This window comes from Kitasatospora sp. NPDC048286, assembly GCF_043201735.1.
GTDB lineage: Bacteria > Actinomycetota > Actinomycetes > Streptomycetales > Streptomycetaceae > Kitasatospora.
In genome coordinates this window covers 148,734-162,591 of sequence record NZ_JBICZE010000016.1, presented here as the reverse complement: position 1 = coordinate 162,591, position 13,858 = coordinate 148,734, and the positions used below count along the sequence as shown (strand labels likewise).

Annotated in this window: 2 protein-coding genes; both read left to right on the top strand. The window is 75.8% G+C overall.

Annotated elements, in window-relative coordinates; translation table 11 throughout:
* Positions 1-322: 322 nt before the first annotated feature.
* On the top strand, positions 323-4,408 hold the full coding sequence (locus tag ACGF13_RS32520) for an amino acid adenylation domain-containing protein (RefSeq protein WP_392882143.1): 4,086 nt from the start codon (positions 323-325) through the stop codon (positions 4,406-4,408).
* Positions 4,408-13,806 carry an amino acid adenylation domain-containing protein gene (locus ACGF13_RS32515; RefSeq protein ID WP_392882141.1) on the top strand — a complete coding sequence of 3,133 codons (9,399 nt, stop codon included), beginning with the start codon at positions 4,408-4,410 and terminating at the stop codon, positions 13,804-13,806. Before ACGF13_RS32520 ends, ACGF13_RS32515 begins: the two co-directional genes overlap by 1 nt.
* Positions 13,807-13,858: the final 52 nt, after the last annotated feature.

The following is a 13,858-nucleotide window of genomic DNA, read 5'->3' as shown; positions in this document are numbered from 1 at the left end:
GTTCGGACGGGGGAAGAAGATCCGGACTCTTGCCCCGGCCGAATTAGTCATCTTAACTAGGCACCCATGGCCGTAGATCCACTGCGGTTCGTCATCGCCGGCCTCACCGGCACCCCTGTGCGCTGCCCCGGTTCGCCCATGCCCCGACGGGTGCCGACCACCCGTCATCCCAGAGCCCGGTGCGCGGTCGAAGCGGTCTGACCGGGCACCGATCGAGGCGATCCCTCCGCGCCGCCGGGTCACCGACCCGCTGCCGCCACGCACCGCCGCCCCCACTGCGCCGTCGATCCCTGCAGTGACCCTCCCCTGGAAAGGTCCGGCTTTGTCGCAGACGCACCAGCCCCACGGCACCACCACCGACCAGGCGGACGCGCCTCCCGCGCGACAGGACGGCGGCCCGGCGGCGGCCGGAGGCCCGCTCCCGGAGCTGTCGCCGGGGCAGCGGCGGCTCTGGATGCTGGCACAACTGGACGGCGCCGACACGGCGTACAACGAGACCCTGGCCTTCGCCCTGCGCGGGCCGCTGGACCGCGCGGTGCTCGCCCGGGCTTTCGACGAACTGGTCTCCCGGCACGAGGTGCTGCGCACCCGGCTGGTCGCCACCGGGGACGATGTCCACCAGCTGGTCGGTCCGCCCGACTCCGGCTACGCCCTGGTGACGGACGACCTGACCGGGCTTCCGGACGCCGGGGCGCGCGTCGCCGCCCTGCAACGGGCGGAGGCCGACACGCCGTTCGACCTGGGTCGGGGCCCGCTGGCGCGCGGCCGGCTGATCGCCCTGGCCGAGGAGCACCACGTGCTGCTGCTGACACTGCATCACACGGTGTTCGACGGCTGGTCCATGAACGTGATCCTGCGCGAGGTCGGAACGCTGTACGCGGCCTTCCGTGACGGCGCGGACTCCCCGCTGCCGCCGCTGTCCCTGCAGTACGCCGACTACACCCGCTGGCAGCGCGCGTGGGCGGCCGGGGACGAACCCGCGGTGCAGGCCGCCCACTGGCGGGCGGCGCTCGCCGGCGCGCCGACCCTGCTCGAACTGCCCACCGACCGCCCCCGTCCGCCGGAACAGGACTACCGTGGCGGCCGGGTGCCGGTCCTCGTCGACGGCGAGCTCGGCACCGCCCTCAAGGAGCTCGCGCGGCAGCAGGGCGCCACGCTGTTCACGGCCGTGCTGGCCGGCTGGTCCGTGGTGCTGTCGCGGTTGACGGGCCAGAGCGACATCGTCGTCGGCGTCCCGAGCGCGAACCGCCGCCGCGGCGGCTTCTCCGAGCTGGTCGGCTTCTTCGTCAACTCCCTCGCCGTACGGGTCGATCTGGCGGACTCGCCGACCGGATCGGCCCTGCTCAAGCAGACGCGCGCCGCGCTGCGGGCCGCCCTGCAGCACCAGGACCTGCCGTTCGAGCAGGTGGTGGAACTGGTCAACCCGCCGCGCAGCACCGCCCACACACCGCTGTTCCAGACCATGCTCGCCTGGCAGCCCTCCCGGAACGGCGCGCTGGACCTGCCCGGGATCGAGGTCGAGCCGTTCCCGATCCCGTACGCCGCGGCCAAGTTCGACCTGGCCCTGTCGTTGGCCGAGGAGGAGGACGGCCGGGTGACCGGGTACCTGGACTACGCCTGCGCGCTGTTCGACCGCCGGACAGTCGAGCGCTACGCGGGCTATTTGCGCCGGGTGTTGACCCAGCTGGTCGACCGGCCCGACCTGGGCGTGGACGACCTGGAGCTGATGGACGAGGAGGAGCGCCGCCTGGTCCTGTCGGACTGGAGCGGAGCCGACCGCGCCGACCGCGCCGACCGTACCCGCCGTGACGGCCGGGACGAGGCCTCGGCCGGCTTGGTCGAGCGCTTCCAGGCCCAGGTGCGGACCCGCCCCACCGCTCCGGCCCTGGTCTGCGCGGGGCAGCGGCTCGACTACGCCGAGCTGGACCGCCGCGCCAACCGGCTGGCGCACGCGCTGATCGCCCGCGGCGTCGGCCCGGACCAGGTGGTCGGCCTGCACTCCGGACGCTCGACCGAGCTGGTCGTGGGCGTCCTCGGCATCCTCAAGGCGGGCGCCGCCTACCTGCCGCTGGACCCGGGGCAGCCGGTCGAGCGGCTGGCCGCGATGGTCGAGGACGCGGCGCCGGCCCTGGTGCTCAGCGACGCCGAACTCCCCTCCGAGGGCCGGCACTCCCTGCGCGCGGTCGAGGCCGAGGCGCGGCGCGACGACGCGCCGGAGGTCACGGCCGGGCCGTCGCAGCTCGCCTACGTCATCTACACCTCGGGCTCCACCGGCCGCCCCAAGGGCGTGGCGGTGACCAGGGGCAGCGTCACCAACCTCCTCGACACCTGGCTGGCGCGGTTCGGCGCCACCCCCGGCGAGGCGGCCTCCGCCTGGTCGAGCATCGGATTCGACGCCTCGGTGCACGAGTTGCTGCTGCCGCTCACCACCGGCGCCGTGCTCCACCTGGTCCCCGAGGAGCTGCGCGGCGACCCGGAGGAACTGCTGGCCTGGATGCGCGAGCACCGCGTCGTACAGGCCTTCCTGCCGCCGTCCTACGTCACGTGGATCGACGAGGACCCCGGGGCCCGCCTGGCCGGGCTGACGCTCCGTCAGCTGCTCACCGGGGTGGAGCCCCTCCCGGAGCGGGCGCTGCACCGCCTCCGGCAGGCGCTGCCGGGCCTGCGCGTCTGCTACGGCTACGGGCCCACCGAGGCCACCCTCTACAGCACCGCCTACACCGACCCGCAGCCGCTGGACCGGCCCTGCCCGATCGGCCGCCCCCTGGACAACACCCGCCTCTACCTGCTCGACCGCCGGCTGCGGCCGGTGCCGACCGGGGTGACCGGCGAGGTCCACCTCGGCGGGGCGAGCCTCGCCCGGGGCTACCTGCACCGCCCGGACCTGACCGCCGAGCGGTTCCGCGACGACCCCTTCGTGCCCGGTGAACGCCTCTACCGCACCGGCGACCTGGCCCGCTGGCTCCCGGACGGCAACGCCCAGTTCCTCGGCCGCGCCGACGACCAGGTCAAGCTGCGCGGCTTCCGGATCGAGCCGGGGGAGGTCGAGGCCGCGCTGCTGGCCCTGTCCGGTGTGCGGGAGGCGGCGGTGCTGGCCGACCGCGACGCCACGGGCGAGCTGCGTCTGGTGGCGGGCGTGGGCCTGGGCGAGGGCCTGGACGAGGGCCGGGACGACGCGCAGTCGCGCCGACCGCACGAGTGGCGTGCCGCCCTGGCGCGGCGGCTGCCGGACTACATGATCCCCGCGCTGTTCGTCGAACTGCCGCGCCTGCCGCTCAACCGCAGCGGCAAGCTGGACCGCGCAGCGCTGCTGGACGCCGCCCGCTCGGCGACCCGTACCCAGGTCAACACGGCGAGCCCGCGGGACCACGTGGAGATGGCGCTGCACACCATCTGGCGGCGGGTGCTGCTCCATCCCGGCATCGGGATATCCGACGACTTCTTCGAGCTGGGCGGCACCTCGATCTCCGCCATCAAGGTGGCCCTGGCCGTCCGCGAGGAGTTCGGCGAGACCCTGCCGATCCGCGAGATCGTGCAGAACCCGACCATCGAGGCCCTGGCCGAACGGATCCGGGCGGGGGCGTCGGGCACCGCGGCGGGCGCACCGGACGGCAACCTGGTCGAGTTCCGCGCGGGGGACGGCCGGCAGCGGGTGGTCTGCGTCCATCCGGCCGGCGGCACCGCCTTCTGCTACCTGCCGCTGGCCGCGGCGCTGCCCGAGCGGGTCGGCGTCCTCGGGATGCAGTCGCCCGGGATCAACCCCGGGGAGACGCCGCTGCCCACCGTCGAGGCCATGGCGGAGCGGTACCTGGCCCTGGTCGACCCCCGGCCGGACGAGACGCTGGTGCTGTGCGGGCTCTCCTACGGCGGGCTGGTCGCCCACGAGATGGGGCGCCGGCTGGCCCTGGCCGGGCACACCCGGTTCAGCGTGGTGCTGCTCGACACCCACGGCACCGAGGACGCGGAGCGGCTCGCCTCGATCGAGCCGGTGCCGATGGCGGAGTTCCGCGACAAGCTCGTCCGGTTCAACGGGATGTACCCGGGGATCGAGGACGAGCAGATCGAGCGGTACTTCCGGATCTACAACCACAACCGGATGACCGCCCGCGACTACCAGGCGCCGCCCTCACCGGCCCGGCTGGTGCTGGTCGAGGCCGCCGGGGACGGGGCGGAGGAACAGGAACAGCGGCAACAGGAACAGCGGCAACAGGCGCTGGAGGTACGCGCGTTCTGGCAGCGGCGGGCCGGCGGCGGCCTGCTGGTCGAGCCGGTCGCCGGCGGCCACTGGGACCTGCTGGAGAGCGCGGCGGTGCCCCGGATAGCCGAGCTGATCGCCGCCGAACTGGACCGGTTCCCGGTGCCCCCGCCGCCTGGACAGCCGTCCGCCGAGCCCGCCGTGGAGGCCTGATGCGCGCCGAGAGCGCCGTACCCGCCGCGCCCCCGGCCACCGGCCTGGCCCGGGCCGTGCACGAGCAGGCCCTGCGCACCCCCCGTGCGGCCGCGCTGGTCGACGGAGACGTGCGGCTGGACTACTCCGGCCTGGACGCCACCGCCGTGGCGGTGGCCCACGGGCTGCGCCGCGCCGGCGTCCGCCCCGGCCAGGCGGTGGCGGTCTGCCTGCCGCGCTCCTGGCAGCTGGTCTGCGTCATGCTGGGCGTCCTGCGGCTCGGCGCCCAGGTCGTCCCGCTGGACGCGCAGAGCCCGGCGGACCGCCGGCGCCACATCCTGACCGACTCGGGCAGCGTGGCAGTGGTCCACGGCGGGACGGCACCCGACGACCTGCCGGGCGGGCTGCTCGCGCTGGCGGCGGCGGCGCTGCTCGCCGCCGGACCGGCCGAGGACGACACGGTCTCCACCGGGGCACCGGTGTCCTTCCTCTTCTACACCTCGGGCACCACGGGCCGCCCCAAGGGCGTCGAGGTGCGGGACGCCGGGATCCTGCGGCTGGCCGCCCCGGGGTACATCCGCATCGAGGAGGGGGCCCGCTACGCCTGCCTGTCCAATCCGGCGTTCGACGCCCTCAGCTTCGAGGTCTGGGTGCCGCTGCTGACCGGCGGCTGCTGCGTCGTCCTCGGTGACGAAGCCGTCCAGACGCCGCACCGACTGGCGGCCGCCCTGCTGCGGGAGCGCATCGACACGGCCTTCGTCACGGTGGCCCTGTTCAACGCGGTGGTGGACACGGAGCCGTCCTGCTTCGCCGGGGTCGGGCAGCTGCTGGTCGGCGGCGAGCAGCTGAACGCCCGGCTGATCCGCCGCTGGTACCGGCACAACGCGGCGGCCCCCACCCGGCTGCACAACGTCTACGGCCCCACCGAGGGCACCACCTTCGCGCTGTGCCACCCCGTCCCGCGCGACTTCGACGGCGACGTGGTCCCGATCGGACGGGCGCTGCCGCGGACCGGGGCCGTGCTGGTCGTCCCGGACGGCGACCGGACCGCGGCGCCCGGCGAGGTGGCCGAACTCCTCCTGTCCGGTGCCGGTCTGGCGGCCGGCTACCGCAACCTGCCCGAGGAGACGGAGCGCCGCTTCGTCCGGCTGCCCTGGTACGACGACGGCCGCGCGACGCACTACCGCACCGGGGACCTGGTGCGCGCCGACGCCGGCGGCCTGATCGAGTACGTCGGGCGCGCCGACCGCCAGGTGAAGGTCCGCGGCTTCCGGATCGAGCCCGGCGAGCTGGAGCGGCAGATCCTCGGGCACCCGGCGGTGCGGCAGGCGTACGTCTGCACCCGCAGGGCCGGGGAGCACGGCCCGAACGAGCTGCTGGCGTACGTCGTCCTCGGCGAGGACGTCCCGTTCGAGGAGTTCGACCGCCATCTGGCGGCCGGGCTGCCCGGCTACATGAGGCCCCATCACATCCACCTGGTGGACGCGCTCCCGCTGACCGCCAACGGCAAGGTCGACCAGGCCGCCCTGCTGCGCCGCGAGGACCGGCCCTGGCGCCGCCCGGAGGGCGACCGCGCGGAGGCCGAGGCCACCACCGACCGGCAGCGCGAGGTGCTGGCCCTGGCGGCCGAGGTGCTCGGCGTGCCGGACCTGCGGCTGGACGACCGCTGGATCGCCTCCGGTGGGGACTCGCTCAAGGCGCTGCGGCTGCGCTTCGAGGTGCGCCGGCGCTGGGGCTGCGAACTGCCCCAGGCCCGCGTGCTGACCGGGGACGTGGCCGGGATCGCCCGGGCCGTGGCGGAGGCCGGGCTGGCCGCCGCCACGCCCTACCCGGTGCCGCCCGCCCCCACCCGGGCGCGCTCGGCGCCCGCCACCAGCGAGCAGCAACGCCTGTGGCTGCTGCAGCAGCGGGCGCCGCGCTCCCGGGCGTACGCGGTGGAACTGGCCTTCCGGCTGGACGGCGCGGTCGACGCCGACGCGCTGCGGGCCTCGCTGCGGGAGCTGGTGCGGCGGCACGCGGCCCTGCGCACCGCCTTCCGGGCCGCGCCCGAGGGCCTGCGCCAGCTGGTCGGGGAGCCGTACGACCCGTGGACCGAACCCGAACCCGGCTGCTCCCCGGAGGAGGTCGGGGTCGGCGGTGAGGACGGTGCGCGCGGTGAGGACGGTGCCCGTACCGAGGACGGTGCCCGCGCCGAGGCGAACCGTTTCTTCGCCGCGTCGTTCGACCTGGCGCGCCCCCGGATGCTGCGTGCCCGCTGGCTGCCCCAGGACGGCGGCGGGGTGCTGCTGCTCCACCTGCACCACATCGCCGTCGACGGCTGGTCGCTCAACGTCCTGCTGGCCGACCTGTCGACCGGCTATCGGCACGCGCACGACGGCGCCGCCGAGGCCGCGCGTCCCACGGACGGCGCCCCGGCGCGCACCCCGCTCGACTACGCCGCCTGGCAGGCCGACTGGTTCGCCGGCCCCGCCTACCGGGCCCAGCGTGCCGAACTGCGGGCCCACTACGCCCGGACCGACGACTCGCCCGACCACGAGGCGCTCGACCACGACCCGCTGGACCCGGCCGGCCCCCAGCCCGCCTCCGCGGCCCGCCTGCTGCACACCTCGCTGGACGTCGTACGGCGCGCCGCCGTGGACCGGCTCTGCGCCGAACTGGGCATGACCCGCTTCGAGTTGCTGCTCGGCGTCTTCGCCTGGAGCCTGTACGGGGTGACCGGCGCGGCCCGGCCGCGGATCGCCGCCCCGGTGGCCAACCGGCCGGTCCAGGAGTTCGAGGCCAGCGTCGGCATGTTCGCCAACACCGTGCTGCTGCCGCAGGCCGTCGCGCCCCGCGAGGACCTGCGCGGCCAGCTGCTGCGCCTGGGCGCCGACGCCCGCCGGGTGCTGGACCGCCAGGACGTGGCGCTGGCCGACGTCCTGGCCGACCGGGAACCGGCCGGCGGCGACACCCCCTTCGACTACCTCTTCGTCCTGGAGAACACCGACTTCGCCGCGCTGGCCCTGCCCGGTTGCGCCTCCCGCCCGCTGTGGTGGGCCCCGGCCGAGGCCAAGTGCCCGATGACGCTGTCCGTCGTCGAGCACGAGGGCGGGCTCGACTGCCTGTGGGAGTACGCCGACGACCGCTTCGACGCCGCCGAGGTGGCGGCCATGGCGGGCCTGTTCCGGCGCGGCCTGGACCTGCTCGCCGACGGCGGGACGGCGACCCCGGCCCAGCTCGCGGCACCCTACCGCCGAGCACTGCCGGAGCCCGGCCGCGGCGCCTCGACGGCGCTCGCCTGGACGACGGTGGCCGAGGGCTTCGCCCGGCAGGTCGCGCGCACACCCGCCGCACCGGCCCTGAAGTCCGAAGGCCGGTCGCTGAGTTACGCCGAACTCGACGCCCACGCGGCGGCGCTCGCCGCCGAACTGCGGGCCGCGCACCCGCTGCCGGAGGAGGACGACCGCCCGTGCCGCGTCGCGCTGCACCTGCGGCCGTCGGTCGAGCACGTGGTGGCGCTGCTGGCACTGGCCCGGCTCAACGTGACCATCGTGCCGCTGGACCCGTCCTACCCGCCCGCCCTGCGCCGGCAGGTGCTGGACCAGGCGGAGCCGCTGTGCGTGCTGCTCCCACCGGGCGGTGACCCGGAGTTCGACGCCGTCGACCCGGGCCGCGTCGCACGCCACCCGGTGGTGCTGTCACCCCTCACCACGGCACCCGCACCCGCCACCGCCCCGGCGCACCGCGGAGCCCGTCCGCTCTACACCCTGTTCACCTCGGGCTCCACCGGTGTCCCCAAGGGCGTGCAGGTGTCCGACCGCACCCTGGCCAACCTGCTGCAGTGGCAGGCCGCGTCGGGAGGACTGGCGGCCCCGGCGGCCACCCAGCAGTTCTCCATGCTCTCCTTCGACGTGTCCTTCCAGGAGGTCTTCGGGACGCTGTGCGGCGGCGGCTGCCTGCACCTGGTGCGGCCCGGCTGGCGCCAGGACGCCCCCGCACTGCTGGAGCAGCTGGAGTCGGCCGGGATCGAGCGCGTCTTCATGCCCTACGTCGCCCTCCAGCTCCTCGCCGAGCACGCCGTCCACCTGGGCCGCTACCCCTCCCGGCTGCGGGAGGTGGTCACCGCCGGCGAGCAACTGGTGTGCACCGACGCGATCCGCCGCTGGTTCGCCGGTCTGCCCGGCGCACGGCTGTTCAACCACTACGGCCCGACCGAGACCCACGTGGTGAGCAGCCTGTGCCTGGACGGCGACCCGTCCCGGTGGCCCGAGCGCCCCGCCATCGGCCGGCCGGTGGCGGGCGCGGTGCTCACGGTGGTCGACGAGGCCGACGAGCCCGTTCCCCCCGGCCGCGCCGGCGCCCTGCTGATCGGCGGCACCATGGTGGCGCGCTGCTACCTCGGCGACCCGAAGCTCGACGACACGCGCTTCGTCGAGCTGCCCGGCCTCGGCCTCTGCTACCGCAGCGGCGACCGGGCCCGGTTCGACCGGCAGGGCCGGCTGCACTTCCTGGGCCGCGACGACGACCAGATCAAGCTCAGCGGACACCGGCTCGAACCGGGACAGGTCGAGGCGGCCCTGCTGCGGCACCCGGCCGTCGTCAACGCCGTGGTGGCCCCCGACGGCGGGGAGCTGGTGGCCTGCCTGCAGTGCCGCGGCGAGGCGCCCACCGCCGAGGACCTCACCGCGCACCTGGCGCCGCTGCTTCCGGGCCACGTCCGGATCGCCCGCTTCCGGGTCGTGGAGGAGCTGCCCAGGACCCCCAGCGGCAAGCTGGACCGCCGGGGCGCGCTGCGCTCCGCCGGGCGGGAACTGCGCCGGTTGACGGCCCGCGCGGCCGGCCTGACGGCACGCGAAGCCCTGCTGACCGAGGCGTTCGAGGCGGTCACCGGTCTGACGATCGACCCGGGACAGACCTTCTTCGACGCCGGAGCCTCCAGCCTGGCCCTGATGCGCTTCCACCTCCACTGCACCACCGAAGCGGGCCTGCGCTTCACCGTCGCCGACCTCTTCGAACACGTCACCGTACGGGCGCTGGCCGCCTTCCTGGACCGGCCCGCGACGGCCGCCGCCACCGACCCGCCCGCTGTGACTGCCCCGCCCGCCGAGGCCACCCCGCCCGCCGTGGACGAGCCGATCGCGGTCGTCGGCATGGCGGTCCGGCTCCCGGGCGCGTCCGACCTCTCCGCGTTCTGGCGGATGGTCACCACGGGCGGCACCGGCATCGAACACTTCGACGCCGCCGACGGCCTGGTCGGGGCGCGCAGCCAGTTGGACGGCCCACTGGACTTCGACCCGGAGCACTTCGGCATCATCCGGCCGGAGGCCCGGCTGATGGACCCCCAGCAACGGCACCTGCTGATGAGCTGCGTCGAGGCACTGGCACACGCCGGGATCGCCGACCCGTCGGGCCTGCGCGTCGGCCTGGTCGCCGGCGCCGGCGAGAACACCTACTTCCAGTCCATGCTCCGCGAGGCCGACCCCGAACGCCTGCCCGACGGCTTCCAGTTGGCCCTGCACCACGACAAGGACTTCCTCGCCACCAAGGCGGCCTACCACCTGGGGCTGACCGGCCCCGCCTTCACCGCCCAGGCGGCCTGCGCGAGTTCCCTGGTGGCCGTCCACGTCGCCGCCGGGATGCTGCGCCAGGGCGACGCCGAGGTGATGCTGGCCGGCGGAGTCCTGGTCGACCCGACCCTGACCGACGGGTACCGCTACCAGCCGCAGCACATCTTCTCCGTGGACGGCCGCTGCCGGCCCTTCAGCGACGACGCGAGCGGCACCATCGGCGCCAGCGGCGTCGGCGTGGTGGTACTCAAGCCGCTCCGCCTCGCCCGCCGCGACGGCGACACCGTCTACGCCCTGATCACCGGCTCGGCGCTCAACAACGACGGCTCCGACAAGCTGAGTTACAGCGCCCCCTCGCTCGCCGGGCAACGCGAGGTGATCCGCGCCGCCCTGCGCCGCAGCGGCCGCAGCGGCGCCGACCTCGGCTACGTCGAGGCCCACGGCACCGCCACCCGGCTCGGCGACCCGGTCGAGGTCGGCGCCCTGCGCCAGGCCTTCGACCTGGACCGCTCCGGCCACTGCGCGCTGACCTCGGTCAAGAGCCAGATCGGACACCTGGGCGCGGCGGCCGGAGTGGTCGGGCTGGTACGGGCCGCGCTCGCCGTCCACCACGGCGTGATCCCGCCCAACGTCGGCTTCCACGCCCTCAACCCGCAGCTCGGCGCCGACCCCACGCCGTTCTACATCCCCACCGAAGCCCGGCCCTGGCCCGCCGACCGGGACCGCATCGCGGCGGTGAGCAGCTTCGGGATCGGCGGCACCAACGCCCACGCCGTGCTGGAGGCCGACCGGCCGGCCCCGGGGACGGCGGGCGCGGCGGCGTCGGACACCGCCGTGGCTCCCTGCCTGCTGCTCTCCAGCAGCAGCGAGGCGGGCCTGCGCGCCGACGCCGCCCGGATCGCCGACTACCTGGAGGCCAGGCCCGCCGCCTATCCGCAGGTACTGCGCCACCTCCAGGCGGGCCGTCCCGCCCGCCGCCGACGGCTGGCCGCGGTCTGCCCCGACGCCGCCTCCGCCGTCGCCTGGCTGCGCAGCGCGGGGCCGATCACGGACGCGGGAACGGAGGAGGCCCGTACCGGGGCACCCGTCCCGGGCGAAGGCCGCACCGCCGAGGAGACGGCCGCGGCCTGGCTGGCCGGCACGCGGATCGACTGGCCCGCCGGCCCCGCCCAGGCACCGTGGGACTTCCCGCCGCCCGCCTTCGCGCCGGCGGAGTTCGACTTCCCCCGCGCCACCGCGACCCCGGCCCCGCACCCGGCCCGCTCGGCAGTTCCGGCCGCCGCCGACGTCCCGCGGCGCCTGCCGGAGGCCGCCTGGCTGCACCAGCCGCACTGGGCCCGGCTGCGCCGCGCGGGCACGGCGATCGGCGCGCCCACCTCCCGGCTCCTGGTGCTGCTCACCGACGGACCGGCGCCCCCGGACGCGGTCCGCGCCTTCGAGGCCACCCACGCCCGGGTGGTGCGGGTCCGCGTCGCCGAGGTGTTCGCCCGGCGGGGCGACGACGCCTACGAGGTCGACCCGGCCGACCCCGCCTCGCTCGGCCGGCTCCTGGACGCCCTGGCGGCCACCGGAGCGGGTGACGGCGGCATCGACTGGCTGCACGCGCTGCCGCTCGGGATCGGCGGGCCGGTCGGCCGGGACAGCCTGGCCCGGGCCGGCTGGGCCTGCCTGGACACGCCGGCCGCGCTGCTGCGGGCCGCCGCCGAGGCCGCCGGGTCACTCCGGCTCAGGCCGTGGTGGCTGTCCTACCGGGCGAGGCCGGTGGACGGCCCGGTGGGTCGGCCGGAAGCGGGCCTGCTGGCCGGCGCCGCCGAGGTGGCACCCCAGGAGGGAGCCACGGCGGGCCACTGGGTCGACCTCCCCGACGCCGACCCCGCCCACTGGGCCGCACCCCTGGCGGCGCTGCTCGCCGAGGCCGCGACCACGGCGGACGCGGCCGTACTTCCGCGCCGGCTGGCGCTGCGCCGGGGCCACTGGTGGGAGCAGGTCACGCTGCCGGTGTCCACGGCCGGCCCGGGCCTCGCCGGACTGCCCGACCGGGGCGTGCACCTGGTCCTGGGCGGCACCGGCGGGATCGGCCGCGGCATCGCCGCCTGGCTGCTGGAGAACGGCGCCGCCCGGGTCCTGCTGCTGGCCAGGCGCCCCCGGCTGCCGGAGGAGCTGACGCCCTGGGCCGACCGGGTCGAACTGGTCGAAGCCGACCTCGCCGAGTCCACGCCCGAGGAGGTCCTGGCCCGGATCGGCCGTCACACCGAGCGGCTCGACGGCGTGATCCACGCCGTCGGGGTGGCGAGCGGCGGCATGATCACCCGGCGCGACGCCGCGGCGATGAGCCGCGCCTCCGCCGCCAAGCTGCAGGGCGCGCTGCTGGTCGAGCAGCTGATCGAGCGCTACCGGCCGTCGACGGCGGTGTACTGCTCCTCGATGTCCGCGGAGCTCGGCGGCGTCGGCCAGTTCGACTACGCGGCAGCCAACAGCCTGCTCGACGGCTTCGCCCAGTACGAGTCCGGCGACACCGATTCCACCGTCCGGCTCGGCGTGAACTGGGACGTGTGGAGCGAGACCGGCATGGCGCTGCGCGTGCCCCGGGCCGACGCACGCCACCGGGCGCACCTCTCGGTCGGCCTGACGGTGGCCGAGGGCCGGCGGGTGTTCGCGCGGGCCGTGGGACTGCAGCTGCCGCAGGTGCTGGTCTCCACCACCGACCTCCACGAGTCCCGGGCGTTCTACGCGGCGCCCGGCGCCCGGGCCCTCGTGCCTGCCGACCCGAAGGCGGTGCCCGCCGAAGACGCCGACGCGGCCGATGCGACCGACGCGGCGGACGCGACCGACGCGACCGACGCATCGGACGCGAGCGCGGCCGTCCTGCTCCGCGACTGGCTGTGCGACTGGCTGGACGTCGACCACATCGATCCCGACGCCCCGCTCTACGACCTGGGGGCCGACTCGCTGACCCTGCTCGACCTGATCGGCGTGGTGAAACGTCACCTCGATGTCGAGCTTGACGTCACGCGGTTCAGCCACCGGGTCTCCCTCACCGAGATCCTCACCCGGTTGTCCGAGGCGGCACCCACCGGGGCCGTCGCCACCGAGGACGTGGTCCCGGTGGTCTGGCAGCACGGCACCGGAGACGACGTGCTGTGCCTGGTGCACCCGGTCGGCGGCGACATCCAGGCCTACCGGTCCCTGGTGTCGGCACTGGGCCCCCGGCTGACCGTCTGCCTGATCGCCGATCCCGCGCTGGAACGGCCCGGGGCCGCGGACTGGACGCTGGCCGAACGGGCCCGCCGCTACGCCGCCGCCCTGCGCGCCCGCTTCGCGGACGGCACCCGGCGGCTGCACCTGGCCGGCTGGTCCTTCGGCGCCTGGGCGGTGATGGGCATGGCCGCGGAGGCGGAGGCGATCGGCAGGCCGGTCCACGGCGTCCACCTGATCGACCCGCCGCCGCCCGGTTCCGGCGCGCTCTTCCAGGGCTACGACGACGCCCAGCTCCAGGCGGTGTTCGAACACGAACTCGGCCAGGGCGGGCCCGGGCCGGCCGGTCCCGAGGCCCACGGCTACGCCGAACGCCTGGCCCGGTGCTGCCGGGCCAACCTGCGGAGCATGGCCGAGTACCGGATGCCGCTGCTGAGCGCCACGCCCAGCCGGCTGTGGCTGGCCGGGCGGCCGGTGCCGGGGCTGCCCTCGCCCGGGTCACCGGAGCGGCAGCGGGAGCTGTGGCGCCCGCACCTCCCGGAACCCAGCACCTGGCACCGGCTCGACACGACGCACTACGGCATCGTCCGCCCGCCCCATGCGCACGCGGTGGCGGCGGCGATCGACGCGGCCTCGGACGACCCGCCCGGGGAGAGCGGCGACCGCCCCCGGAGGTGATCCCGGCACGCTCCCCGCCCCGGCGATCCGGGCCGCACCAGCCGCTCCCGTC